Origin of the sequence: Candidatus Pelagibacter sp. Uisw_113, assembly GCF_047717815.1 — a bacterium.
Taxonomy (GTDB): Bacteria; Pseudomonadota; Alphaproteobacteria; order Pelagibacterales; family Pelagibacteraceae; genus Pelagibacter.
The window spans coordinates 687,172-712,620 of the sequence record NZ_CP159809.1 but is presented as its reverse complement, the minus strand read 5'-3'; the positions used below and the strand labels follow the sequence as shown (position 1 = coordinate 712,620).

General features: G+C 30.3%; 26 protein-coding genes and 3 tRNA genes. 26 read left to right on the top strand and 3 right to left on the bottom strand.

Going from position 1 to position 25,449, the window contains the following annotated elements; all coding sequences use genetic code 11:
- Positions 1–72 precede the first annotated feature (72 nt).
- Genes ABXT39_RS03925 through ABXT39_RS03915 form a run of 3 tightly spaced genes read right to left on the bottom strand, consistent with a single transcriptional unit; the run spans position 73 to position 912 of the window.
- Positions 73–507 (bottom strand): hypothetical protein, encoded by a 435-nt coding sequence (locus ABXT39_RS03925; RefSeq protein WP_415294369.1) that lies wholly within the window; start codon positions 505–507, stop codon positions 73–75.
- The gene (locus ABXT39_RS03920) at positions 494–667 is read right to left on the bottom strand and encodes a hypothetical protein (RefSeq protein WP_415294367.1); all 174 of its coding nucleotides are present in this window, start codon (positions 665–667) and stop codon (positions 494–496) included. Before ABXT39_RS03920 ends, ABXT39_RS03925 begins: the two co-directional genes overlap by 14 nt.
- The gene (locus tag ABXT39_RS03915) at positions 664–912 is read right to left on the bottom strand and encodes a DUF1289 domain-containing protein (protein ID WP_415294365.1); all 249 of its coding nucleotides are present in this window, start codon (positions 910–912) and stop codon (positions 664–666) included. Before ABXT39_RS03915 ends, ABXT39_RS03920 begins: the two co-directional genes overlap by 4 nt.
- Positions 913–1,012: 100 nt before the next feature.
- On the opposite strand from ABXT39_RS03915, the gene ABXT39_RS03910 reads away from it, so the two are divergent.
- From ABXT39_RS03910 to ABXT39_RS03785, 26 genes are all read left to right on the top strand, one after another.
- Positions 1,013–1,097 (top strand) — tRNA-Leu (locus tag ABXT39_RS03910).
- Positions 1,098–1,114: 17 nt separating this feature from the next.
- Entirely contained in the window at positions 1,115–2,542 is a 1,428-nt protein-coding gene (gene tig / locus ABXT39_RS03905) for a trigger factor (RefSeq protein WP_415294364.1), read from the top strand.
- A gap of 31 nt (positions 2,543–2,573) precedes the next feature.
- Positions 2,574–3,185 (top strand): ATP-dependent Clp endopeptidase proteolytic subunit ClpP, encoded by a 612-nt coding sequence (clpP, locus tag ABXT39_RS03900; RefSeq protein ID WP_415294363.1) that lies wholly within the window; start codon positions 2,574–2,576, stop codon positions 3,183–3,185.
- A gap of 91 nt (positions 3,186–3,276) precedes the next feature.
- A complete protein-coding gene (clpX, locus tag ABXT39_RS03895) occupies positions 3,277–4,545 on the top strand; it encodes an ATP-dependent Clp protease ATP-binding subunit ClpX (protein WP_415294362.1) in 1,269 nt (422 codons plus the stop codon).
- A gap of 62 nt (positions 4,546–4,607) precedes the next feature.
- Entirely contained in the window at positions 4,608–6,989 is a 2,382-nt protein-coding gene (lon, locus tag ABXT39_RS03890) for an endopeptidase La (RefSeq protein ID WP_415294360.1), read from the top strand.
- 126 nt (positions 6,990–7,115) lie between these two features.
- The gene (locus ABXT39_RS03885) at positions 7,116–7,730 is read left to right on the top strand and encodes an FkbM family methyltransferase (protein WP_415294359.1); all 615 of its coding nucleotides are present in this window, start codon (positions 7,116–7,118) and stop codon (positions 7,728–7,730) included.
- 368 nt (positions 7,731–8,098) lie between these two features.
- Positions 8,099–8,174: transfer RNA gene (locus ABXT39_RS03880), tRNA-Val, on the top strand.
- A gap of 13 nt (positions 8,175–8,187) precedes the next feature.
- Positions 8,188–8,264 (top strand) — tRNA-Asp (locus ABXT39_RS03875).
- An 84-nt stretch (positions 8,265–8,348) separates the two neighbouring features.
- Entirely contained in the window at positions 8,349–8,717 is a 369-nt protein-coding gene (locus ABXT39_RS03870; RefSeq protein WP_415294357.1) for an NADH-quinone oxidoreductase subunit A, read from the top strand.
- Positions 8,718–8,728: 11 nt separating this feature from the next.
- Complete coding sequence (locus ABXT39_RS03865; RefSeq protein ID WP_415294356.1) at positions 8,729–9,250, top strand: NuoB/complex I 20 kDa subunit family protein; 522 nt, start codon at positions 8,729–8,731, stop codon at positions 9,248–9,250.
- Positions 9,251–9,255: 5 nt separating this feature from the next.
- Positions 9,256–9,864, top strand: a complete 609-nt coding sequence (locus tag ABXT39_RS03860; protein WP_415294355.1) for an NADH-quinone oxidoreductase subunit C — start codon at positions 9,256–9,258, stop codon at positions 9,862–9,864.
- Entirely contained in the window at positions 9,848–11,023 is a 1,176-nt protein-coding gene (locus ABXT39_RS03855; RefSeq protein WP_415294353.1) for an NADH-quinone oxidoreductase subunit D, read from the top strand. Before ABXT39_RS03860 ends, ABXT39_RS03855 begins: the two co-directional genes overlap by 17 nt.
- Complete coding sequence (gene nuoE, locus ABXT39_RS03850) at positions 11,023–11,631, top strand: NADH-quinone oxidoreductase subunit NuoE (RefSeq protein WP_415294351.1); 609 nt, start codon at positions 11,023–11,025, stop codon at positions 11,629–11,631. The genes ABXT39_RS03855 and nuoE overlap by 1 nt, the downstream gene beginning before the upstream one ends.
- Positions 11,624–12,955: an NADH-quinone oxidoreductase subunit NuoF gene (gene nuoF / locus ABXT39_RS03845; protein WP_415294350.1), complete on the top strand. Its 1,332-nt coding sequence runs from the start codon at positions 11,624–11,626 to the stop codon at positions 12,953–12,955. Before nuoE ends, nuoF begins: the two co-directional genes overlap by 8 nt.
- A complete protein-coding gene (nuoG, locus tag ABXT39_RS03840; RefSeq protein ID WP_415294349.1) occupies positions 12,948–14,987 on the top strand; it encodes an NADH-quinone oxidoreductase subunit NuoG in 2,040 nt (679 codons plus the stop codon). The genes nuoF and nuoG overlap by 8 nt, the downstream gene beginning before the upstream one ends.
- A gap of 3 nt (positions 14,988–14,990) precedes the next feature.
- Positions 14,991–15,989: an NADH-quinone oxidoreductase subunit NuoH gene (gene nuoH / locus ABXT39_RS03835; RefSeq protein ID WP_415294348.1), complete on the top strand. Its 999-nt coding sequence runs from the start codon at positions 14,991–14,993 to the stop codon at positions 15,987–15,989.
- Positions 15,990–15,991: 2 nt separating this feature from the next.
- Positions 15,992–16,477 (top strand): NADH-quinone oxidoreductase subunit NuoI, encoded by a 486-nt coding sequence (gene nuoI, locus ABXT39_RS03830; RefSeq protein ID WP_018414061.1) that lies wholly within the window; start codon positions 15,992–15,994, stop codon positions 16,475–16,477.
- A gap of 2 nt (positions 16,478–16,479) precedes the next feature.
- Positions 16,480–17,112: an NADH-quinone oxidoreductase subunit J gene (locus ABXT39_RS03825; protein ID WP_415294347.1), complete on the top strand. Its 633-nt coding sequence runs from the start codon at positions 16,480–16,482 to the stop codon at positions 17,110–17,112.
- A complete protein-coding gene (gene nuoK / locus ABXT39_RS03820) occupies positions 17,108–17,416 on the top strand; it encodes an NADH-quinone oxidoreductase subunit NuoK (protein ID WP_415295918.1) in 309 nt (102 codons plus the stop codon). The genes ABXT39_RS03825 and nuoK overlap by 5 nt, the downstream gene beginning before the upstream one ends.
- Before the next feature lies 1 nt (position 17,417).
- Complete coding sequence (gene nuoL / locus ABXT39_RS03815; RefSeq protein ID WP_415294346.1) at positions 17,418–19,331, top strand: NADH-quinone oxidoreductase subunit L; 1,914 nt, start codon at positions 17,418–17,420, stop codon at positions 19,329–19,331.
- Positions 19,331–20,824, top strand: coding sequence for an NADH-quinone oxidoreductase subunit M (locus ABXT39_RS03810; RefSeq protein ID WP_415294345.1), 1,494 nt, complete (start codon positions 19,331–19,333; stop codon positions 20,822–20,824). Before nuoL ends, ABXT39_RS03810 begins: the two co-directional genes overlap by 1 nt.
- Positions 20,824–22,239 carry an NADH-quinone oxidoreductase subunit NuoN gene (nuoN, locus tag ABXT39_RS03805; RefSeq protein WP_415294344.1) on the top strand — a complete coding sequence of 472 codons (1,416 nt, stop codon included), beginning with the start codon at positions 20,824–20,826 and terminating at the stop codon, positions 22,237–22,239. Before ABXT39_RS03810 ends, nuoN begins: the two co-directional genes overlap by 1 nt.
- On the top strand, positions 22,239–22,802 hold the full coding sequence (locus ABXT39_RS03800) for a biotin--[acetyl-CoA-carboxylase] ligase (protein WP_415294342.1): 564 nt from the start codon (positions 22,239–22,241) through the stop codon (positions 22,800–22,802). The genes nuoN and ABXT39_RS03800 overlap by 1 nt, the downstream gene beginning before the upstream one ends.
- The gene (locus ABXT39_RS03795) at positions 22,799–23,545 is read left to right on the top strand and encodes a type III pantothenate kinase (protein WP_415294340.1); all 747 of its coding nucleotides are present in this window, start codon (positions 22,799–22,801) and stop codon (positions 23,543–23,545) included. Before ABXT39_RS03800 ends, ABXT39_RS03795 begins: the two co-directional genes overlap by 4 nt.
- Before the next feature lie 2 nt (positions 23,546–23,547).
- A complete protein-coding gene (locus tag ABXT39_RS03790; protein ID WP_415294338.1) occupies positions 23,548–25,203 on the top strand; it encodes a ribonuclease J in 1,656 nt (551 codons plus the stop codon).
- Positions 25,204–25,449, top strand: a complete 246-nt coding sequence (locus ABXT39_RS03785; protein ID WP_168606347.1) for a DUF1467 family protein — start codon at positions 25,204–25,206, stop codon at positions 25,447–25,449.

Sequence of the window (25,449 nt, the reverse complement as noted above, 5' to 3'; positions counted from 1 at the left end):
TACTAAATTTGGAGCAAAAAAATTAAATTTTGTTATCAAGACCCACAAGACTAGTGTTATAAATAAAAAGTCTTAACTTTCTTTTTCAAAAAGCTCTACATTATCGCAAGTTGATACTTTTGAAATAGCTTCTTCACCATTAATTACTGTTTTAATCTTAATTATGGGGTTATTTTTTTCAAAAACTAGTTGAGTGTAAAATTGTGGGTAACCAATTCTATCTGTAAAGATTAGATTTTTATCCTCATAAACAAATCTTTCTAAGGTGTTGTCTTTCTTTATACTTAAGTCTGTTCTTTTATGTTTTTTATATGTTTTGTTGTCATAAACATAGTTTCTAATCATCAAAGATTTTTCTAAATCTAAGATGTATTCATTTTTAATAAAGCTATCATTTAAATTTTTGCATCCAGTCAAAAGCATTATTTCTGAAAAAACTACTGTTTGAAAATTAAGTAAAAATGTTAAAATTATCAAAAAATTAATACTAAAACTATTTTTTCTCATTTTTATCTGCATAAAATAGTGAGATTAAGAAAATAATTGTCCATACAAATATTGAAATAGTTTTTATAAATGATGTTTCTGCACCCCAAACTTTTAAAAAAAGAGCACCAATTAAGATACCAAGTATATAAAGTATAGTTGCTATTTTTGTATTATTCATTTAACTAAATTTTTTTTATAAAGAGAAATTCCATTTTCAATTTTATGATTATAAGACTCTTTAAAACTTTCTAATTGCCAGCCACCCAGTCTTGCCTGGATATCAGTTATATTAGATTTTTTCCATACATCTGATGTATCTTCTAATTTCCAGATCTTTTTCTCCTCATTATTTCTACCACAACCATAACAGTATCCAGTTTGAGGATCTGTTTTACATATGCTTATACATGGAGAAACAATCATTTTTTTAAATTTTTAGTTAATATAATTGAATATTATTATATTTCATAATTATTCTCATTGGACAAATAGAATCTATCCTATATAAAGCCACAAGAATTGTGGGCGAATGGCGGAATTGGTAGACGCGCTGGTCTTAGGAACCAGTATTGAAAGATGTGAAGGTTCGAGTCCTTTTTCGCCTACCAAAAAGTTTTAAAAAATTATGAAAGTTACAGTAGAAAATAAAAAAGGTTTAAATAAAGACATTAAAGTTTTCATAGATAAAAAAACTATGAATTCTTATATGGATGAAAAATATGAAGAAATTAAAAATACCGTTAATTTAAAAGGTTTTAGACCTGGGAAGGTGCCTAAAGAAATTTTAAAAAGACAATTTGGTCAAGCAATTTTTAGTGAAGTGCTTGATAAAGTTCTTAAAGACACTTCAGTTAAAGCTTTAGAAGATAATAAAATTAAACCAGCCGGACAACCTAAACTTGATCTTAAAACTTATGGTGAGGATAAAGATCTGGAATATGTAATGTCAGTAACAGAACTTCCAAAAGTCGAACTTAAATCTGTTGAAAATATTAAATATGATGAATATTCAGTTAAAATTGATGCAAATGAAACTGACAAAAGAATTAAAGAAATAGCCAAAAGTCAAAATAATTTTAAAGAAGTGGCAGCAGATGTTAAGGCAGTAGACGAAAATTTGGTTATTTTTGATTACAAAGCAACAATTGGCGGAAAAGATTTTACTGGTGGTGAAGGAAAAAATACTCAATTAATTTTAGGTAAAGATTTATTTATTAAGGGTTTTGACAAACAGCTAATTGGTGTTAAGAAAAATGATAAAAAATCTGTTGATGTTACACTTCCTGAAAATTATCCACAAAAAGAATATGCAAATAAAAAAGCTAATTTTGTCTGTAAGATTATAGAAGTTAAAAAATCAGAAGAGGTAAAAATTGATAATGACTTTGCTAAAAATTTAGGTGCAAAAGATCTTGCTGATTTAAAAACATTAGTAAGCAAACAGATCAACGATGAGTATAAAAATTCTTTAGATAAATTAGTTAAAACTCAAATTTTGAAGGAAATTGAAAACTTTAAAGTAGATGAAATTCCAGAAAACTTAATTGAAGAAGAGGTTAAGATTCTATCCCAAGGCATGACTGAAGAGGATTCTAAAAAAAGTAGAAAAAACTTTGAAGAAATTGCTAAAAAAAGAATTAAGGTTGGATTAATCTTAAATGAATTTGGTGAACAAAATAAAATCAAGGTAACCGAACAGGAAGTTCAAGCTGAAGTTCAAAAACAGCTAAGAATGATGCCTGGCCAAGAAAAGATGGTTATGGAATTTTATCAAAAAAATCCTTCAGCATTAGCCAGCTTAAGAGGAACTGTGTATGAAGAGAAGATTATTGATGCAATTAAAACTAAAGCGAAACCGTCTAAAAAAGAGATTAGTAAAGAAGAAGCAGAAAAAATTTTAAAAGAACATCAAAAACAAGATCATAATCACGAACATGACCATGAACATGATCATCCTGAGGAAAAAAAAGCTTTAGAGTCTACTAAAATTGAAAAACAACCAGAACCTTCTGAATCTAAAAAACTTTCAGCAAAAAAAGTTAGTAAAAAGTAATCACAAGTTGTATAAGTAGAAGAATCAACTTATGACAACAAATTTATCTGATCAAATGAATACGCTAGTACCAATGGTTGTTGAGCAATCAAATAAAGGTGAGAGAGCTTATGATATTTATTCAAGACTTCTTAAAGAGAGAATTATTTTTTTAGTAGGACCAATAAATGATGACGTAGCATCTTTAGTTACAGCTCAACTTTTGTTTTTAGAGTCTGAAGATCCAAAAAAAGAAATTAATTTATATATTAATAGTCCTGGTGGACTAGTGACTGCAGGTCTTGGAATTTATGATACTATGCAATACATTAAGCCAGATGTTTCAACATTATGTATTGGTCAAGCTGCGTCAATGGGTTCATTTTTATTAGCTGCAGGTAAAAAAGGTAAAAGATTTTCTTTACCAAATTCTAGAATTATGGTTCACCAACCTTCTGCCGGTTTTCAGGGTCAGGCTACAGATATTGAAATTCATGCTAACGAAGTTTTAGCTTTAAAGAAAAGACTTAATGAAATTTATTCAAAACATACTGGAAAATCTGTTGATGATGTTAAGAAAGCACTAGAACGTGATAACTTTATGACTCCAGATACTGCAAAAGAGTTTGGTTTGATTGATCAAGTAGTTGAAAACAGATCTTAATACACAACATCTTGACACGGCACTAAACTGATACTTGATTAGTATGAGTCATCTATATTAAAGTAACTTAATTGATTCGTTTATAAATTATATGACAACAAATAATAAAAATATTCTCTACTGTTCTTTTTGTGGCAAGAGCCAACATGAAGTTAGAAAACTTATTGCTGGTCCAACTGTATTTATATGTGATGAGTGTGTTGAGCTATGTATGGATATCATCAAAGAAGAAAGCAAAGATACATTTGTTAAACATCAAGATGGATTACCACCACCAAAAGAAATTTGTGCTGTATTAGATGATTATGTTATTGGACAACCTCATGCAAAAAAAGTTTTATCAGTTGCTGTTCATAATCATTATAAAAGACTTAATTACGAGAGCAAAACAAGTAAAACAGTTGAACTTTCAAAATCAAATATTCTTTTAGTTGGTCCAACTGGTTGTGGAAAAACTTTATTAGCTCAAACATTAGCAAGAATTCTTGACGTTCCATTTACAATGGCAGATGCAACCACTTTAACTGAAGCAGGTTATGTTGGTGAAGATGTTGAGAATATAATTTTAAAATTATTACAAGCTGCTGATTACAACGTTGAAAAAGCACAACGTGGAATTGTATATATAGATGAAGTTGATAAGATTAGCAGAAAGTCAGAAAACCCTTCTATTACAAGAGATGTATCTGGAGAGGGTGTGCAACAAGCACTATTAAAAATTATGGAAGGGACGGTAGCAAGCGTTCCACCCCAAGGAGGCAGAAAGCATCCACAACAAGAATTTTTACAAGTAGACACTACAAACATTTTATTTATTTGTGGGGGGGCATTCGCTGGCTTAGATAAGATAATATCTCAAAGAGATAAAGGTACTTCAATAGGATTTGGTGCAAATGTTAAAAAAACAGATGATAAAAAAATAGGCGAATGGATGAAGACTTTAGAACCTGAAGATTTGTTAAAGTATGGCTTAATCCCAGAATTTATTGGCAGACTTCCAATGATAGCAACACTAGAAGATCTTGATGAAAAAACTTTAGTTAAAATATTACAAGAACCAAAAAACTCACTAATTAAACAATACCAAGAATTATTTAAACTAGATGGAGCCAAGTTAAGCTTTAAAGAAAATGCGATTAAAGAGATTGCACAAAAAGCAATTAATAAGAAAACTGGGGCTAGAGGCCTTAGATCAATCTTGGAAAATATTTTATTAAAAACGATGTATGATCTACCAAGTCAGGACAATGTTGAGGAAGTTATTGTAGACGCTAGTGCGGCCAAAGGCCTATCTCAACCAATCATAGTTCATTCAAAAAATAGCACTAAAACTAAGACTGACAAAACTTCAGCTGCTTAATTTCACGTTAATAAGTAATAAATAGCTATTGCAATATCATATTTAATATCCATATTTAGAGGATGGATGTTAAAATTGAACGACCTTTATTACCGTTAAGAGATATTGTTGTATTTCCAAATATGGTTATTCCCTTATTTGTGGGCAGAGATAAATCTATTGCTGCCTTAAATGAAGTTATGAAAAAGGACAAAAAAATTGTTCTAGTTACCCAAAAAAATTCAGAAATAGACGACCCTAAAAAAACTGATGTTTTTATGCATGGTTGTGAAGGTAATATTTTACAATTATTAAAATTACCAGATGGCACAGTAAAAGTTTTAGTTGAAGGAAGCAAAAGAGTAAAAATCTTAGATTTTAAAGATAATGAGAAATTTATTGTTTGTGAATATGCTCATCATCATGATGTAGTTACTAAAGATGAAGACTTAATTCCATTAGCAATGACTGCTGTAAGAAGACTAGAAAAGCTAACTTCAATTAATAAAAAAATATCAAGTGAAACAATTAATAATATTAAAAAATTAACTAACGCATCACACATCGCTGATAATATTGCGTCTCACCTAACAGCTACTATTTCAGAGAAACAACAAATTTTTGAAACTATAGATGTTAAGAAAAGACTTAATTCTATAATTAAAATAATGGAAAATGAAACTAGCATTATAGGAGTTGAAAAAAGAATTAGAGGCAGAGTTAAAACTCAAATGGAAAAAACTCAAAGAGAATATTATTTAAATGAGCAACTTAAAGCTATTCAAAAAGAATTAGGTGAAATTGAAGATGGAAAAGATGAGACATCAAGTTTAAATAAATTAATTATTAAAGCAAAAATGCCAAAAGATGTTGAAAAGAAATGTATGTCTGAGCTTAAAAAATTAAAAAATATGAGCCCAATGTCTGCTGAGGCTACTGTAGTTAGAAATTATCTTGATTGGATGACGGATCTACCTTGGTATAAAAAAAATCAGGTTGCTATTGATCTCAAGAAAGCACTTGCTGTTCTTGATGCAGATCATTTTGGTTTAGAAAAAGTTAAAGAAAGAATTATTGAATTTTTAGCAGTTCAAAAAAGAATGGAAAAAATCAAAGGTCCAATTTTATGCTTAGTTGGTCCACCAGGTGTTGGTAAAACATCATTAGGAAAATCTATTGCGAAAGCTACTAATAGAGAATTTGTAAGAGTTTCAGTTGGTGGCATGAGAGATGAAGCTGAAATAAGAGGTCATAGAAGAACTTACATCGGCTCTTTACCTGGTAAAATTATTCAAATGATGAAAAAAGCAGGTACAAAAAATCCGCTTATTCTTCTCGATGAAATAGATAAAATTGGAAATGATTACAGAGGTGATCCATCTTCTGCTTTATTAGAAGCATTAGATCCAGAACAAAACGCTACATTTAATGATCATTATCTAGAAGTAGATTATGACTTATCTGATGTGATGTTTGTAACTACAGCTAATACTTTGAATATCCTACCTCCATTATTAGATAGGATGGAAGTAATTAGATTAGCTGGTTACACAGAAGATGAAAAAATTAATATTGCAAATAAGTATCTACTTCCTAAACAAATTAAAGATAATGGAGTTAAAGAAAATGAAATGACTTTATCTGAGGACATCATAAAAGAAATTATCCAAAGTTATACGAAAGAGTCTGGTGTAAGAAATTTAGAAAGAGAAATTTCAAAAGTTGCTAGGAAAGTTGTTAAGAAAGTAGTCTCTGGTGAAGAGAAAGAAGTTAAAATTAATTTAAAAAATTTACCTGATTATTTGGGAATTCAAAAATTTAAATTTGGTGAACTTGAAAGCGAAGACAAAATTGGTGTTGTCACAGGTTTGGCTTGGACTGAATATGGTGGGGAAATTCTTAAAATAGAAACAGTTACAATGCCTGGAAAAGGTAGAATGCAAATTACCGGTAAACTTGGTGATGTGATGCAAGAATCTATCAAGGCTGCAAAATCTTTTATTAGATCAAAAAGTTTAGACTATGGAATTATTCCTCCTCTGTTTGAAAAAAAAGATTTTCATATCCATGTTCCAGAAGGAGCAACACCTAAAGACGGACCGTCAGCAGGTATTGGAATGGTTACCTCAATAGTATCTGCAATTACAAATAACCCTGTTAGAAGAGACGTTGCAATGACAGGTGAAGTGACATTAACAGGTCAAGTATTACCAATTGGTGGATTAAAAGAAAAACTATTAGCAGCACATAGAGCTGGAATAAAACAAGTTATAATTCCTAAAGAAAATGAAAAAGATCTTGTTGATATGCCTAAGAAAATTATTAATGATATAAAAATTACTCCAGTTGAGCATGCTGACGAAGTGTTAAAAATAGCATTAACCAAAGAGTTAAAAAGAGTTGAGTGGGTTGAGGTTGAGAAAATTTCTCAATCTAATGATAAATCTCAAGCCAGTATTCAATAGTCCATTATACAATTGTTTAGTCTTTTGATTAAAAAAATACTTTTAAAACATATCCCATCATTTCTTTTCAATTTTTACAGAAGAAATTTGAAAAAATTTCATGGGAATCAATTATTAGATAAAAAGATGTTAAATTATATTAATTATAGAAATGGTTTTTATATAGAGATGGGTGCCCATGATGGAATCGTTAATTCAAACACATATTACTATGAAAAAAAATTAAATTGGAAAGGAATTTTGGTTGAACCATCAAATTACTTTAAAAATTTAAAAGAAAATAGATCAAGTAAAAATTATTTTTATCCATACGTTGCTGTTCCTTTTAATTTTAAAAAAAAAGAAATTTCATTTGAACAAATTGGCCCTTATTCAAGGTCTAATGAACTTATTTCTTCTAAATATTTAAAATGGCATAAATCGAAATCCAATACAGTAATTAATACTTATGGCTACGAGAAGATAAAAAAAGTGAAAACAATTCACTTAAACGAAATATTAAAAAAAACAAAAGCTCCTAAACTAATAGATTTTTTTTCTTTAGATGTTGAGGGTAGTGAGTTGTCAGTGTTAAGAGGTGTTAATTTTAAAGAATTTAATTTTCAATATTTGTTAATTGAAATTACCAATATAGACTCAGGCAAACATGTAAAAATTATTGTTAATTTTTTAAAAAATAAAAAATATATTTTAATAAATAATTTAACAAGTTACGACTATCTGTTTAAATACTGTCCTTAATTGTTCTTTTTATTTATTTTTTAAATTAATTAATCATCTTAAAAATCCCATCTTTATTCATTTTTTTTAAAAGCATTTTTTCAATTAGGTATTTAAAACCGAATCAAAAAAGAAAACTTTGACTGTTAAAAAAACTAAAGCGTAGTATTAATTGACATATTTGATAAAAGAGAAATTGGTGCATCCTAACTTTAAATATGCAAATCAACTTCCGATCTCTTTGGTTAACTTGTTGAGTCAGCACACAATCTTTCTATGCTTACAGGTAAAGAATCTTGATTTGTTCTGGTTTTATTGGCATACTAGATCATTGACTAAATGGTGCTAGAAAGTATAAAGCACAAGAGTTTTGGTGAAGATTATTAATAGGGCGGTTAGCTCAGTTGGTAGAGCATCTCGTTTACACCGAGGGGGTCAAAGGTTCGAGTCCTTTACTGCCCACCAAAACAAGATAAGTGGGGGTGTAGCTCAGTTGGTTAGAGCGATCGCCTGTCACGCGATAGGTCGAGGGTTCGAGTCCCTTCACTCCCGCCACTTTTCTTAATTTTATATGTGAATATTGCCAAAATTGCTTTTATGTAGCCTTCAACATATGAAAAAAACTGCTATATAGATTTCATGCTTTCAGATTTTTTATTAGATTATTTATCCATAATTATATTTTTGATTATTGCACTTGGTCTTAGTTGTGCTTTTGTTGTTGTAAACTTAATACTCTCACCCAAACATCCTGATCCCGAAAAATTATCAGCATACGAATGTGGTTTTGAACCATTTGAAGATTCCAGAATGGAATTTGATGTTAGATTTTATTTAGTAGCAATTCTATTTATAATTTTTGATTTAGAGATAGCTTTCCTTTTTCCATGGGCAATATCATTAGGAAATATTGGAGGCCTTGGCTTTTCATCAATGATGATTTTTTTATTTATCCTTACAATTGGATTTATTTATGAGTGGAAAAAAGGTGCACTAGATTGGGAGTAAAATTTTAGATTATGAACTTAGAAAATAAAAATAAAGAAATTCCTGAAGAATTTAAAAAACTTGCTGAAGACTTTAGTAAAAATGGTTTTATAACAACATCGCTTGACAATTTAATAAACTGGTCAAGAGCTGGTTCATTACACTGGATGACTTTTGGTCTAGCTTGTTGTGCAGTTGAGATGATGCAGACAGCCATGCCCAGATATGATTTAGAAAGATTTGGTGCTGCACCAAGAGGATCACCTAGACAGTCTGATGTTATGATAGTAGCTGGAACTTTAACAAATAAGATGGCTCCCGCACTAAGAAAAGTTTACGATCAAATGCCGGAACCGAGATATGTTATTTCTATGGGAAGTTGCGCAAACGGTGGTGGTTATTATCACTATTCTTATTCCGTAGTCCGTGGTTGTGATAAAATAGTTCCTGTAGATATTTATGTACCAGGCTGCCCTCCATCTGCTGAAGCATTACTTTATGGGATTATGCAGTTACAAAAAAAAATTAGAAACAAAGGATCTTTTGAAAGATAATTTATATGCAAAACTTAATAGATCTTGAAAAAAAAATTAACTCAGAACTTACAACTAAGATTAAAAAAACTGAGATTAGACATGAGCAGTTATACATCAATATTGATAATGAAGATTTGATAGATGTTACGTTGTTTATAAAAAGCAACGAAAACACAAAATTTAGACAGCTAATTGATATTACTGTTGTGGATTACCCTGAAAATGCTCAACGTTTTAAAGTTGTGTATTTATTTTTAAGTCATGAGTTTAATCAAAGAATTATATTGAGTTATCTAATAAGTGAAAATGAAGTTATACCTTCACTAACACCTATTTATCCTGCAGCTAATTGGATGGAGAGAGAAGTTTTTGATATGTATGGTGTTAAATTTAAAGACCACCCAGATATGAGAAGAATACTCACTGATTATGGTTTCGAAGGACATCCTTTAAGAAAAGACTTTCCATTGACTGGCCATACAGAAGTTAGATATAGCGAAGATCAAAAAAAAGTTATTAGTGAACCTGTTAAGTTAGAGCAAAATTATAGAAATTTTGATTACGAAAGTCCTTGGGAAGGAACTAAGTATATTAAAGATCAAACTGACCTTAATAATGACAAAAAAAATTAAAACATTAAATCTAAATTTCGGACCTCAGCATCCTGCGGCTCACGGCGTGTTAAGATTAATTTTAGAATTAGATGGCGAGATTGTTGAAAAAGCCGATCCTCATATTGGACTTCTTCACAGAGGTACAGAAAAATTAATAGAAAACAAAACATATATGCAAGCTGTCCCTTATTTTGACAGACTAGATTATGTTGCCCCAATGAATCAAGAGCATGCTTTTGCTTTGGCTATAGAAAAAATCTTAAAGATAAATGTTCCGATTAGAGCTCAATTAATTAGAGTAATGTTTTGTGAAATAGGAAGAATATTAAGTCATATATTAAATGTTACAACTCAAGCCCTCGATGTTGGTGCTTTAACCCCATCTCTTTGGGGTTTTGAAGAACGTGAAACATTAATGACATTTTATGAAAGAGCATCTGGCTCAAGATTACACGCCAATTATTTTAGAGCTGGTGGTGTTCATCAAGATTTACCAATGGGTCTTGAAGAAGATATAGGTAAATTTTGTGTATCATTTCCTAAAATAATAGATGATCTTGAAACCTTATTAACTGACAATAGAATTTTTAAACAACGAAACGTTGATATAGGAATTGTAACTAAGGAAGATGCTTTAGATTATTCTTTTAGTGGAGTTATGATTAGAGGATCAGGCGTTCCTTGGGACTTAAGAAAATCACAACCTTATGACTGTTATGAGCAATTAAAGTTTAAAATTCCAGTAGGAAAAAATGGAGATTGTTTTGATAGATATTTATGTCGAATTGAAGAAATGAGAGAAAGTGTTTCAATAATAAAACAATGTTTAGCTAAAATGACAAAAGGACCAATTAAATCATTAGATGGAAAAATTAGTCCGCCACCTAAAAAAGATATTAAACAATCTATGGAAGCTTTAATTCATCACTTTAAATTATTTACCGAAGGTTACCGTGTTGATAAAGATGAAATTTATACTGCTGTTGAAGCACCCAAGGGTGAATTTGGTGTTTATTTAATTTCTGATGGAACCAGCAAACCTTATAAATGCAAAATTAGAGCCCCTGGCTTTTCTCACTTACAAGCAATGGATTATTTAATCAAAGGACATATGTTGGCAGATGTACCTGCTGTCTTAGGATCATTAGATATCGTTTTTGGAGAGGTTGATAGATAATGAGCTTAAGAAAACCTGCAAAAGAACAACCTGAAAAGTTTGAATTTACAACAAATAGTCTAGCTGCTGCAAAAGAAATAGTTTCCAAGTATCCTGAGGGAAAACAACAAAGTGCTGTAATGGCATTATTATATATTGTTCAAAAACAAAATAATAATTGGATACCTCTTGCAGCAATGAAATATATCGGAAAGTTTTTAGATATGCCTTATATAAAAGTCTATGAGGTGGCCACTTTTTATTCAATGTATAATTTATCACCAGTCGGAAAACACTTTATTCAGGTATGTACAACTACTCCATGCATGATTAGAGGAGCTTATAAACTTGTTGAAGCATGTAAGGAGAAAATTTCAGAAAATGAAAGTGAATTATCTACTGATAAGTCGTGCTCTTGGATAGAAGTTGAGTGTTTGGGCGCATGCGTTAATGCTCCAATGATGCAAATTAATGATGAATATTATGAAGACCTTAATAAAGAAAAAACTTTAAAAATTTTAGATGAGATACTTGATGGTAAGACACCAGAGCCAGGATCGTACAGAGGAAGAGTTAATAATGAACCTGAAAATAATAGAAAAACACTTTTGGATTTAAAAAATGCTTAAAGATAAAGATAGAATATTTCAAAACTTATATAATGACAAAGGTTCAGACGTTGAGTCATCAAAGAATAGAGGTGACTGGGTAGACACTGCTGAAATAATAAAAAAAGGCAGAGAATGGATTATAGATGAAGTTAAATCATCCGAACTAAGAGGAAGAGGTGGTGCTGGATTTCCTACGGGACTTAAATGGTCTTTTGCACCAAAGGAACTTGGTTCTAGACCTCATTATCTAGTTATAAATGGTGATGAATCAGAGCCAGGCACATGTAAGGATCGTGATATTTTAAGGTTTGAACCTCACAAATTAATAGAAGGATGCTTGATTGCTGCATACGCAGTTCAGGCTCATGTTTGCTATATTTATATACGTGGTGAATATTTTATTGATGGACAAAAACTACAAAAAGCAATCGACGAAGCTTATGAAAAAAAACTTATAGGAAAAAATGCCTCTGGTACTGATTGGGATTTGGATATCTATATTCACTACGGAGCAGGAGCTTATATATGTGGCGAAGAAACTGCACTTCTTGAAAGCATTGAAGGTAAAAAAGGTCAGCCAAGGCTAAAACCTCCGTTTCCAGCTCTAATAGGACTATATGGATGTCCAACAATAATTAATAACGTCGAAACTATAGCTGTTGTTCCAACGATTTTGAGAAAAAGTGGAAAATGGTTTGCATCATTAGGAAAAGCAAAAAACACAGGGACTAAAATATTTTGTATATCTGGAAATGTTAATAAGCCATGTAACGTTGAAGAAGAGATGAGCATATCTCTTAAAGAATTAATTGAAGTACATGCTGGTGGAGTAATTGGTGGATGGGAAAATTTACAAGCTGTTATACCAGGTGGCTCTTCTATGCCTATTATACCAAAAAAAACATGCGAAACTTTAACAATGGATTTTGATTCACTTGTTGCTGAAAAAAGTGGCTTAGGAACCGCAGGTATTGTTGTTATAAATAATGACCAAGATATCATTAAGTGTATGGCAAGAATTGCTAGATTTTATAAACATGAAAGTTGTGGACAGTGCACACCATGCAGAGAAGGTTCTGGATGGATGTGGAGAATGTTAGAAAGAATGGCTAAAGGAGAAGCTTCAAAAGATGAAGTTGAAATGCTTGGAGATGTAACAAATCAGATTGCTGGTCATACTATTTGTGCTTTTGGTGAGGGGTCTTCATGGCCTGTTCAAGGTTTATTAAGACACTTTAAAAAAGAAATTGAAGAAAGAAATAATATTGAACCTACAATAAAAAAACTTAATGAAGTTCCTTATTTAGTTGATCAACATTTATTGGATAAAAAAAATGCCTAAGTTAAAAGTTAACAATATTGAAGTTGAAGTTGAGGATGGCTTAACAGTCCTACAAGCTTGTGAAAAAGCTGGAGTTGAAATTCCAAGATTTTGTTATCATGAAAAACTTTCAATTGCTGGAAATTGTAGAATGTGCCTGGTTGAAATGGAAAAATCCCCAAAACCAGTTGCATCATGCGCAATGCCTGTTGCAGAAGGCATGAACATTAAAACAAATACTGAATTTGTTGAAAAAGCAAGAAAAGGTGTAATGGAATTTTTACTTGCAAATCATCCATTAGATTGTCCCGTATGTGATCAAGGTGGTGAATGTGATCTTCAAGATCAATCAATGTTTTATGGAGTAGACAAATCTCGATTTAAAGAAAATAAAAGACAAGTTCCTGAAAAAAACATGGGTCCTTTAATTAAAACTCAAATGACTAGATGTATTCATTGCACTAGATGTGTTAGGTTTGCAACAGAAATTGCAGGAGTGTCAGAAATAGGAGCTATTGGTAGAGGTGAGGATATGCAAATAACCACCTACCTTGAGCAATCAATGCAATCAGAATTATCAGCTAATGTTGTTGATTTGTGCCCTGTTGGAGCTTTAACATCTAAACCATATGTTTTTGAAGCAAGACCCTGGGAATTAAAAAAAACTGAATCTGTTGATGTTATGGATGCTATTGGCTCTAATATAAGGGTTGATACCTATGGATGGGAAGTAAAAAGAATTTTACCGAGAATAAATGAAGATATTAACGAGGAATGGATTTCTGACAAAACAAGACATGCGTGTGATGGTTTATTAAACCAAAGATTAGACACACCTTACATTAAGTATAACGGCAAATTTGAAAAAGCATCATGGTCTGAAGTTTTTAACATAATTAAATCTAAATTTAAAAATACCGATAAAGAAAAAATCTGTGGATTAACTGGTGACTTAATGAACATGGAAACACTTTATATATTTAAAGAATTTTTTAATAAAACATTAGGCTCTCAAAATATAGAATCTCGGAATAATCATATTTATTTAAACCCTGAAAAAAGAGAAAATTATTTATTTAACTCATCAATTAATGGAATTGAAGAGGCTGATTTTATTTTTCTTTTAGGCACAAATCCTAGATTTGAAGCAACAATCTTAAATGCTCGAATTAGAAAAGCTTATCTTCAAAATAAAACTAAAATTATTTCCCTAAATGAAATGGGTGACCTAACATTCCCATATCAGTCTTTAGATGGAAACACTGAAACAGTTAAAAAAATTATTGATGGCAAACATGAGGTGTCCGATTTAATTAAACAAGCAAAGAAGCCTATGGTTATAATGGGTCAATCTGCATTAAAAAGAAAATCATCAAAATATATTTTTGAATCAATCAAGCTATTTTTAGAAAATAATAATAAAATTTCTACTGATTGGAATGCTTTAAACATTATCTCGGAAAACGCATCTACGGTAGGTGCATTTGATCTTGGGATATATAAAACAACTAATGGTGGCAATGAAGTTTTGAAAGACTTGGAAGCTCACAAGTTTGAAATTGTTTATCTTTTAGGTTTAGACAGTATTAATTTCGAGAAAAAAAATGAGTTTATTATTTATCAAGGTTCTCACGGTGATAAGGGAGCAGAAATGGCAGACATCATATTGCCTGGTGCCACATATACTGAGCAGAATGGTTATTTTACAAATTTAGAAGGTAAATTACAAAAAGCTTACAAAGCATCTTATCCACCTGAACTTGCAAAAGAGGATTGGGTAATAATAAATGAACTTGCAGAAACCATGAATCATAGAAAATTATTTAATGACAAAGATGAGTTAGATAGCAGCTTAATTAATCAAATAAATCTACATATTGAAAGAAATACTTTTTTGATATCATCAAAAGTTGAGGAGTTAATTTTTGAAAATGAATTAATAACAATAGATAATGATTATTATTATTCAAATGTAATAGCCAGAGCTTCAAAAACTATGTCTGAATGTAGAGGATTAAAAATAGATTCAAAATCCACAGGAACAGAGGGTTAATTTATGGAATATCTTAATATAATTTTTTCACAAACTTACAAAATATTATTTTTACTAGTTCCTGTTTTAATCTCTGTGGCCATGATTGTATGGCTTGACCGACGTATTTGGGCTTTTGTACAAAAAAGACAAGGACCCAATGTTGTTGGACCTTTTGGTTTGCTTCAATCTTTAGCTGATGCATTAAAATATATTTTTAAAGAAGTTATAATTCCATCAAGTTCAAATAAAGTAATTTTTATATTAGCACCAATTGTTACTATGACTTTGGCTTTAGTTTCGTGGGCCGTTATTCCTTTCAGTGCAACTCAAGTATTGGCAGATATCAATGTAGGTATCCTTTATTTATTCGCCGTATCCTCATTAGGTGTTTATGGAATTATCATGGGTGGATGGGCATCAAATTCAAAATACCCATTTTTAGGCGCTATTAGGTCTGCAGCGCAAATGGTTTCCTATGAAGTATCAATTGGAGTTATTATTATCAACGTTTTACTTTGTGTTGGTTCTTTAAATTTGAACGATATAGTTATGGCTCAGAAAAATTTATGGTTTGTAATCCCATTATTTCCAATGTTTGTGATTTTCTTTATTTCCTCTTTAGCGGAAACAAATAGACCACCATTTGATTTACCAGAAGCAGAAGCAGAACTTGTTGCGGGTTATCAAACTGAATATTCAGGTATGATGTATGCAATGTTTTGGCTTGGAGAATATGCAAATATTCTTTTGATGTGTGCTATGGGATCTATACTTTTCTTAGGTGGGTGGCTATCACCTATAGACCTTTATCCATTTAACTTAATTCCAGGTGCAATTTGGATGATATTTAAGATATTATTCTTATTTATTTTGTTTGCCTTGGTTAAAGCTATTGTTCCAAGATATAGATATGATCAATTAATGAGATTAGGATGGAAGATATTTTTACCATTATCATTAACATGGGTAATTCTAACAGCTAGTTATTTGTTCTACTTCAACTTATTACCAGTAAATTAATTATGAAAATTTCAAGAATATTTAAAACAATTTTTTTATTAGATTTTTTAGGTGGCTTAAATATTGCAATCAAAGAAATATTTAAATCTAAAAAAACAATAAATTATCCTTTTGAAAAAGGAAAAATAAGCCCAAGATTTAGAGGTGAGCATGCCTTAAGAAGGTATCCTAACGGTGAAGAAAGATGCATAGCATGTAAATTATGTGAAGCTGTTTGTCCTGCTCAAGCAATTACAATTGAATCTTCTGAAAGAGCTGATGGTAGTAGAAAAACTACAAGATATGATATTGATATGATGAAGTGTATTTATTGTGGTCTTTGTGAAGAGTCTTGTCCAGTTGATGCCATTGTACAAGGGCCTAATTTTGAATTTTCAACCGAAACAAGAGAAGAGCTTTATTATAATAAAGAAAAATTACTCGATAATGGAGATAGATGGGAAAATGTTTTAGCAGCCAATATTAAAGCTGATAACCCTCACAGATAATTATGTTAGCGCACGCGATATTTTTTTATACGTTTTCTTTTATAGCAATTGTTTCTGCTATAATGGTAACAGTATCTAAAAACACTGTTCATTCTGTTTTCTTTTTAATTTTAGACTTCATAAGTATTTCATGCCTATTTATAATGATTGGCGCTGAATTTTTGGGAATGATTATGTTAATTATTTATGTTGGGGCTGTTGCTGTTTTATTTTTATTTGTAGTTATGATGTTAAATGTAGCCCAACAAAAAAATCAGTGGTTCAGTGCAGAGAAAAGTTCAAAACATATACCCATTGGGCTAATAGTTAGTGTGATAATATTTTTTGAATTATTAATAGTAATTGGCGGATGGAAATATAAACCTGATCTTGTCTCAGCTATGTCTTTAACAATTGATAGAGATATGACCAATACTCATTCAATCGGTTATGTTTTATACACAGATTACATTCATATTTTTCAGTTAAGTGGAATGATTTTATTAGTTGCAATGATTGGAGCCATTGTTCTTACATTTAGACAAAGATCTGGAGTTAAAAGACAAAGTTATTTTAGCCAGATATCCCGTGAAAGATCTGATGGTGTTGAATTGATTGATGTTGAGAGTAATAAAGGAGTTAAATCTGATGATTAATATAGGTTTAGGTCATTACCTTACATTGGCTGCAATAATTTTCACTATCGGTATAGTTGGATTATTTTTAAATAGAAAAAATATTATAGTAATATTAATGAGTATTGAGCTTATATTACTAGCTGTAAATATTAACCTAGTATCATTTTCAATATTTTTAAATGACATTTCTGGTCAAATATTCACCCTTTTTATATTAACTGTTGCAGCAGCAGAGGCAGCAATAGGTTTAGCAATTATTGTTGTTTATTACCGAAACTCATCAACAATTGATGTTGAAAAAATTAACAGTTTAAAAGGATAATATGGAATTAGCTTTAATATCTCTTCCCTTATTAGCCTCAATAATTTCAGGTTTTTTTGGTAAATATTTAGGTGATAGGAATTCAGAAATTGTAACTAGTCTTTTTGTGTCAGTTTCAGCACTTCTTTCAATTATATTATTCTATCAAGTTATTGTTAACGGATATGAAAATAATGTAGTTGTAGCAACTTGGATTAACTCTGGAACCTTAGATGTTAATTGGTCCATTAAAGTTGACGCTTTATCATCTGTAATGCTTGTTGTTGTAACTTTAGTTTCAGCTTTAGTTCATATTTACTCAATTGGCTATATGTCTCACGATCCACATAAGCCAAGATTCATGGCTTACTTATCACTTTTTACTTTTTCAATGTTAACATTGGTTACCTCTGATAATTTCCTTCAGTTATTTTTCGGATGGGAAGGTGTAGGACTCTGCTCATATTTCTTGATTGGCTTTTGGTTTAGGAAAGAAACAGCAAATGCAGCTGCTATAAAAGCCTTTGTAGTAAATAGAGTAGGTGACTTCGGTTTTGCCTTAGGAATTTTTTTAATTTTTTATTTATTTGGCACTGTAAACTATGTAGAAGTTTTTGATCAAATCCCACAAATTGTTGAAAAAAAACTTTTATTTTTAGGAATGAATGTCGGAGCAATCGATTTAATTTGTATTCTTTTATTTATAGGTGCCATGGGTAAATCAGCACAAATTTTCTTACACACTTGGTTGCCAGATGCAATGGAAGGCCCCACACCTGTTTCAGCTTTAATTCATGCAGCTACAATGGTTACTGCTGGTGTTTTTTTAGTTGTAAGATGCTCTCCAATTTTTGAATATTCACCCCTTACACTAAATATAATTACAATTGTTGGAATGACTACTGCTTTTTTTGCAGCAACAGTAGCTTTAGTACAAACTGATATTAAAAAAATAATCGCATATTCAACTTGCAGTCAACTTGGTTATATGTTTTTCGCTGCAGGAGTGGGTGCTTATAATGTTGCAATGTTTCATTTATTTACTCATGCTTTTTTTAAAGCATTACTTTTTTTAGGTTCTGGCTCAGTAATTCACTCATTTAAAGATGAGCAAGATATTAACCAAATGGGAGGTGTTTATAAAAAACTTCCATACACTTATGCATTTATGATTATTGGAACATTGGCTCTTACTGGGTTTCCATTTTTATCTGGTTTTTATTCAAAAGATGCAATTATAGAATTTGCGTATCTCAAGGGAAACACAACTGGATATTATGCTGCTGGCATAGGAATTTTGACTGCTGTTTTAACTTCAATTTATTCTTGGAGATTAATTTTTAAAACATTTCATGGTGACTATAATAATAAAAAAACCAATATTCATGAAATGCACGAGTCCCCATTGGTGATGCTCTTGCCTTTATTTATACTTGCTATTGGAGCTATTTTTGCTGGTTTTTTATTTAAAGATTTATTTATTGGTCATAGTAGTGAAAATAGTTTTTGGGGAGATTCAATTAAATTTTTAAATCCATTAAGCACAGAACATCCTCCTTTATGGTTTCTTTTAACAACACCTGCACTTGTGTTAAGCTCTATTCCGGTTGCTTATTATTTATTTGTTAAAGATAAAAATATTCCACATCAAATTGCCCAATCAAATAAGCCGTTACACAATTTTCTAATAAATAAATGGTATTTCGATGAACTTTACAATGTTTTGTTTATTAAATTTTCAAAAAAAATAGGAATCTTTTTTTGGAAGGCTGTAGATGTTAAAATTATTGATAAATTTGGACCTGATGGAGTTTCTTCACTAATTAAGAATTTATCTATAAAAGCAAGCAAGTTTCAAAGTGGATTTGTCTATCAGTATGCATTTATGATATTGTTAGGTTTTTCCGCATTATTAACTTTTTTGATTTTGAAATAATGAACTTTCCAATCTTATCATCTTTAATATTACTTCCTATAATTGGATCTTTATTTTTATTGTTTTCAAAAGATAAAAATTCTAATACAGGAAAATATGTAGCTTTATTTACTTCTTTTGTTAATTTTTTAATTTCTATATATCTTTGGTATCAGTTCGACCCAACCACATCTAACTTTCAGTTTGTTGAAGATAGAGAGTGGTTAAAAGGATTTATTAATTACAAAGTAGGTATCGATGGAATATCAATCTTATTTATTGTTCTAACTTCACTGATAACTCCACTTTGCATAATCTCAGTTAACAATACAGTTAAAGACAGACTAAGAGATTTTTTAATTGCTATCTTGGTAATGCAAAGTTTGATGATTGGAGTTTTTTGCTCGCTTGACCTTGTTATATTTTATTTATTTTTTGAAGCTGGTTTGATACCTATGTTTTTAATAATTGGAATATGGGGTGGAACAAGAAGAGTATATTCGGCATTTAAATTTTTCTTATACACTTTGCTTGGTTCTGTTTTAATGTTAATTGCTATAATTTCGATCTACTGGATATCAGGAACCACAGATATAACTCAGCTTTATGAACTTGGTATAGACACCAAATATCAAAATTTATTATGGTTAGCTTTTTTTAGTTCCTTTGCTGTCAAAACACCAATGTGGCCTGTACATACTTGGTTGCCAGATGCACACGTTGAAGCTCCAACTGCTGGTTCAGTCTTACTGGCAGCTATATTACTTAAAATGGCTGGATATGGTTTTATTAGATTTTCTTTAGGACTTTTTCCAGTAGCTTCCGAATTGTTTACTCCGCTAGTTTACACTTTGAGTTTGATTGCTATTGTGTACACATCTCTTGTCGCGTTGATGCAAGAAGATATGAAAAAATTAATAGCATACTCTTCAGTTGCGCATATGGGTTTTGTTACATTGGGTATTTTTACAATTACCCAACAAGGTATTGAAGGAAGTATAGTTCAAATGATAAGTCATGGTTTGGTTTCGGCAGCATTGTTTTTATGTGTTGGGGTTGTTTACGATCGTATGCATTCCAGGTTGATAGCAACTTATGGTGGCTTAGTTTCGGTTATGCCTAAATATTCAATATTATTTATGCTTTTCACTTTAGCTGCATTAGGCTTGCCTGGTACTAGTGGTTTTATAGGTGAATTTTTAATACTAATGGGCGCATTTAAAGACAATTTTTTAGTAGCAGTTATAGCAAGTTTAGGTGTTATTTTTGGCGCTGCATACATGTTGTGGCTATATAGAAGAGTTGTATTTGGAGAGGTTAAAAATAAAGAACTTTTAAAAATGCCTGATCTTGATAACTCGGAAAAATTTATTTTGTGGTGTTTAGCAATACCAGTTTTATTTTTTGGATTTTATCCAGAGCCTCTTATTAATACAATTGAAATTTCTGTAAAAGATTTAATCGAGATGTACAATTTTAACTTAAATATAAATATAACTGAGGTACAAAATTAATGGATAACATAAACTTTATACTACCTGAAATTTTTATTTCTTTATCTATAATGTTTTTATTGCTTCTTGGTGTGTACAAAAAAAATAGCTCAAATATTGTTCACAATCTTGCAGTAGGTTCTTTACTGATTACTGGTATTTTAATTTTTAATAATCCATTAGATCAAAATATTTCACTATTTAACGATGGTTACATTGTGGATAATCTTTCTTCATTTATGAAAATACTTACTATTTTAGGAGGTGCATTTGTTTTATCTATCTCAACAAGATATCTAAAAATATTTAAGATTTTTTTAATAGAATATCCTGTTTTGATCCTTTCTTCAATTTTAGGTATGATGGTAATGATCAGTTCAAATGATCTTATGGTTTTTTATATAGGTCTTGAGTTGCAATCTTTAGCTTTATATGTTTTGGCATCATTTAATCGAGATCAATTAAAGTCATCTGAATCTGGACTAAAATATTTTGTTTTAAGCGCTTTATCATCAGGATTATTATTATATGGATGTTCTTTAGTTTATGGGTTCTCAGGATCAACTAATTTTAATGTTATTGGTGACTTAATGAACTCTTCTCATTACGGTTTAACTTTTGGAATTGTTTTTATACTTGTTGGTTTAGCATTTAAAATATCAGCTGTACCATTTCACATGTGGGCACCAGATGTATATGAGGGTTCTCCTACTGCAGTTACACTATTTTTTGCAATTGTGCCAAAAGTTGCTGCACTCACTGTATTCATAAGATTTTTATATGTTCCTTTTGTTAATATGATCGATCAATGGCAACCTATATTAATTTTTTTATCAATTGCGTCTATGATCTTTGGAGCTATTGCTGCAATAGGTCAAAATAATCTCAAAAGATTGATTGCATATAGCTCAATTGGTCATATGGGGTATGCATTAGCTGGTTTGTCTACTGGTTCAAACGAAGGTATTCAAAGTTCTATTGTATACATGTCGATATACCTGGTGATGAATCTTGCTTTTTTTAGTTGCTTGCTCATGTTAAAGAGAAATGATGTGTACTATGAGACTGTAGATGATTTATCAGGGTTATCAAAAAATCATCCAATTTTATCCTTATCATTACTAGCTATCCTTTTTTCATTAGCAGGAATTCCTCCATTAGCTGGTTTTTTTGCAAAATTTTATATTTTTAAGGCTGTTATAGGGCAGTCAATGTACTTCTTGGCCATTGTAGGTCTCTTATCTACAGTAATAGCTGCTTTTTATTATCTAAAAATAATCAAGGTTATTTACTTTGATAAAGAAAAGGAAGGTTACGACATTGATCATAATATTTGGTTAAAAGGATCACTAACTTTTTCAACATTATTAATTCTTTTATACTTTATTTTTCCAAGCAAATTAGTTGAAATTGTATCTAGAATTAATATTATTTAATGAAATTAAAAAAGTTCAATTTTAAAATTGTAAATAGTACAAACGATCTAGCTATACAAATAATTAAAAATACCAATAACAAATCAGGAATTGTATTTGCTGAGAGACAAAAAAAGGGAAGAGGTCAATATGGGAAAAAATGGGCTTCTTTTAAAGGAAATTTATTCATTAGTATTTTTTTTCAAATTAACAAAGTCCAATTAACATTGAAAGATTTGACAAAAGTAAACTGTCTTTTGGTTAAAAAATTATTATCAAATTTTTATAATGGTAAAATTACAATTAAAAAACCAAATGATTTGATGATAAAAAAAATGAAAATTTCAGGAATCTTGCAGGAAATATTAACCAAATCTGGTGAAAAATTTATTGTTATTGGAGTGGGTGTAAATTTAATTAAGAGTCCAGCTATAAACAATTATTTGACTACAAATCTTTTCGACTTAACAGGTATCAAAATTAACCCTAATAATGCTGCTTTAAAGCTAAAAAAAATTTATGAAACTTTTATTCCAATGTTTTCTAAATTTAATATAAAAAACTTAGATAGAAATTTAAAATGATTATTGTTGGTGATATAGGAAATACAGAAACCAAAATTTGTTTGGTAAACTCTAAAAATATTATTATTAAAAGAGTTACTTTATTAACAAAAAAAATAAGTCAATCCCTACTTAATAAATCTTTATTTGGTCTAGGCTTAAAAGACAAATCAATTAATAAGTGTTTATTTTGCAGTGTTGTACCAAGATCATTTAATGAAATTAAAAACTTTTTTAATAAAACTTATAAAATTAAGTGTCACGAGCTTAAGAAGCTTAAGTTAAATAAATTGGTTAAGATTAAAGTTAATTATAAACAAATTGGTTCAGATAGATTGGCTAATGCAATTGGTACCATTAACAATAAAGATAATTTTATAATTTTAGATTTTGGAACAGCAACAACGTTTGATGTATTGATTAAAAATACTTATCATGGTGGTGTTATTGCACCTGGCGTTAAGCTTTCACTTGATTCATTGACGGACAAAGCAATACAAATTCCAAAGATTAATTTAAAAAAAACAAATAAAGTTATTGGGCTAAACACTATTAGTGCTGTTAGAGCTGGTTTTTTTTGGGGCTATGAGGGTTTAATTGACAATATTGTTAATTTAATTAAGAAAGAGACCAAGATGTCCTTTAAAATTATAATTACTGGAGGATTTTCTAGTTTATTCAAAAATTCAACAAAAACGAAAGTTACATTAAATAGAGACATTACAATTAACGGCCTAATCAGAGCCACTACTTTAATTAAATAAATATGAAAGATGAATTATTATTTTGCCCTCTAGGAGGGTCTGGAGAAATTGGCATGAACATGAACCTATTTGCCTATGGTAAACCAGGTAAGCATAAATGGATCATGGTTGATATTGGAGTTACATTCGCTGATGATACCTTACCTGGGATTGATCTTATTTACCCAGATCCTGGATTTATAGTTGATAAAAAAGAAGACCTTTTAGGAATTATTTTAACTCATGCACATGAAGATCATATTGGTGCAATTGCACACCTTTGGCCTCAATTAAAATGTAAAATTTTCGCAACTCCATTTACTGCAGTTTTAATAAAAGAAAAACTTAAAGAAAAGAATATTGATGCAACTAATTATCTAAAAATAGTTCAATTAAATGGAACAGTAGATTTAGATCCTTTTAAAATAGAGTACATCACGTTAACTCACTCAATTCTTGAACCTAATGGTCTTAGAATTGAAACTCCAGCAGGTGTAATACTACATACGGGAGATTGGAAGATTGACCCAGAACCATTGATTGGTGAAAAAATAAATTCGGACAGACTTAAAGAAATTGGTAAAGAAGGTGTCCTTGCTATGGTTTGTGATTCAACAAATGTATTTAGTATGGGAAAAGCTGGTTCAGAGCTAGATGTTAGAAAAAGTTTATTAAATATTATGGGTAGCCTTAAAAAAAGAATTGTTATGGCTTCTTTTGCATCAAATGTTGCACGTATGGAAACAGCTTTTTATTGTGCGGAAAAAACTGGTAGACAAATATCCCTAGTAGGAAGATCTATGCATAGAATATTTAAAGCTGCAAGACAATGTGGTTATTTAAAAAATGTTATTGAACCTATAGATGCACGTGAAGCAAAAAAAATTGCTAGGGAAAAAATAGTTTACCTTTGTACCGGTAGTCAGGGTGAGCCCATGGCAGCACTAATGAGAATTTCAAGCTATACTCATCCAGATGTATTCATCGAAAAAGATGATGCTGTTATTTTTTCATCTAAAATTATTCCAGGTAATGAAAAAAAATTATACAAATTACAAAATCAATTAGTTAGGGATGGTATTGAAGTTATTTCAGAGGAAAGTGAATTTGTTCATGTTTCTGGCCACCCAAATAGAGATGATCTAAGAGAAATGTATGATTGGGTTAAACCTCAATGTGCAGTTCCTGTTCATGGAGAACACAGGCACATGATTGAACATATGAAATTCGCACATGAAATGAAAGTTCCACACCCGGTTCAAGTAGAAAACGGTGATATTGTAAAATTAGCTCCAGGTAAACCTCATGTTTTTGATAAAGCTCCAAGTGGTAGACTTTATTTAGATGGAAATATGAGTGTCGAAGAAGATGCTCAATCAATTAAAGATAGAAAAAATATAGCTGCTAATGGATATATGGAGGTTACTATTTTAATTACTGCGAAGGGTAATATTCATAAAAGACCTGTATTAACCTTTAGAGGGTTGCCTGTTTATGATGCTGATGAATTCATCTATGAATTAGAAGAGGCAATAGAAAAAACAACTAGAACCTTTTCTACAAAAAGCAAAAAACAAGAATATAATTTAATTGATGCATTAAAAATTACATGTAGAAAATGTGCCAAAGAATTGACTGGTAAAAGACCATTTATAAATATCAATCTAGTAAGAATCTAGATGAGCGCAACAGGCCTTGCTATAATCTACATTATAATTTGGTGGATAGTTTTTTTTACAATTCTTCCAATTGATGTAAATAGACTAAAATCTGTCAAAATTGAAGGTGAAGACGCTGGTTCTCCAGAAAATCCTAAAATGTTAAAAAAATTTATTTATTGTACTGGTATTACAACTGTTATTTTCGTGATAATTTATTTATTGATAAAATATGAATATTTAAATTTAAGATATATAATTAGCTAA

Coding starts and splice junctions, on each gene's coding strand:
- ABXT39_RS03925 (WP_415294369.1), bottom strand. CDS start 507: ATGAGAAAAAATAGTTTTAGTATTAATTTTTTGATAATTTTAACATTT.
- ABXT39_RS03920 (WP_415294367.1), bottom strand. CDS start 667: ATGAATAATACAAAAATAGCAACTATACTTTATATACTTGGTATCTTA.
- ABXT39_RS03915 (WP_415294365.1), bottom strand. CDS start 912: ATGATTGTTTCTCCATGTATAAGCATATGTAAAACAGATCCTCAAACT.
- tig (WP_415294364.1), top strand. CDS start 1,115: ATGAAAGTTACAGTAGAAAATAAAAAAGGTTTAAATAAAGACATTAAA.
- clpP (WP_415294363.1), top strand. CDS start 2,574: ATGACAACAAATTTATCTGATCAAATGAATACGCTAGTACCAATGGTT.
- clpX (WP_415294362.1), top strand. CDS start 3,277: ATGACAACAAATAATAAAAATATTCTCTACTGTTCTTTTTGTGGCAAG.
- lon (WP_415294360.1), top strand. CDS start 4,608: ATGGATGTTAAAATTGAACGACCTTTATTACCGTTAAGAGATATTGTT.
- ABXT39_RS03885 (WP_415294359.1), top strand. CDS start 7,116: ATGTTAAATTATATTAATTATAGAAATGGTTTTTATATAGAGATGGGT.
- ABXT39_RS03870 (WP_415294357.1), top strand. CDS start 8,349: ATGCTTTCAGATTTTTTATTAGATTATTTATCCATAATTATATTTTTG.
- ABXT39_RS03865 (WP_415294356.1), top strand. CDS start 8,729: ATGAACTTAGAAAATAAAAATAAAGAAATTCCTGAAGAATTTAAAAAA.
- ABXT39_RS03860 (WP_415294355.1), top strand. CDS start 9,256: ATGCAAAACTTAATAGATCTTGAAAAAAAAATTAACTCAGAACTTACA.
- ABXT39_RS03855 (WP_415294353.1), top strand. CDS start 9,848: ATGACAAAAAAAATTAAAACATTAAATCTAAATTTCGGACCTCAGCAT.
- nuoE (WP_415294351.1), top strand. CDS start 11,023: ATGAGCTTAAGAAAACCTGCAAAAGAACAACCTGAAAAGTTTGAATTT.
- nuoF (WP_415294350.1), top strand. CDS start 11,624: ATGCTTAAAGATAAAGATAGAATATTTCAAAACTTATATAATGACAAA.
- nuoG (WP_415294349.1), top strand. CDS start 12,948: ATGCCTAAGTTAAAAGTTAACAATATTGAAGTTGAAGTTGAGGATGGC.
- nuoH (WP_415294348.1), top strand. CDS start 14,991: ATGGAATATCTTAATATAATTTTTTCACAAACTTACAAAATATTATTT.
- nuoI (WP_018414061.1), top strand. CDS start 15,992: ATGAAAATTTCAAGAATATTTAAAACAATTTTTTTATTAGATTTTTTA.
- ABXT39_RS03825 (WP_415294347.1), top strand. CDS start 16,480: ATGTTAGCGCACGCGATATTTTTTTATACGTTTTCTTTTATAGCAATT.
- nuoL (WP_415294346.1), top strand. CDS start 17,418: ATGGAATTAGCTTTAATATCTCTTCCCTTATTAGCCTCAATAATTTCA.
- ABXT39_RS03810 (WP_415294345.1), top strand. CDS start 19,331: ATGAACTTTCCAATCTTATCATCTTTAATATTACTTCCTATAATTGGA.
- nuoN (WP_415294344.1), top strand. CDS start 20,824: ATGGATAACATAAACTTTATACTACCTGAAATTTTTATTTCTTTATCT.
- ABXT39_RS03800 (WP_415294342.1), top strand. CDS start 22,239: ATGAAATTAAAAAAGTTCAATTTTAAAATTGTAAATAGTACAAACGAT.
- ABXT39_RS03795 (WP_415294340.1), top strand. CDS start 22,799: ATGATTATTGTTGGTGATATAGGAAATACAGAAACCAAAATTTGTTTG.
- ABXT39_RS03790 (WP_415294338.1), top strand. CDS start 23,548: ATGAAAGATGAATTATTATTTTGCCCTCTAGGAGGGTCTGGAGAAATT.
- ABXT39_RS03785 (WP_168606347.1), top strand. CDS start 25,204: ATGAGCGCAACAGGCCTTGCTATAATCTACATTATAATTTGGTGGATA.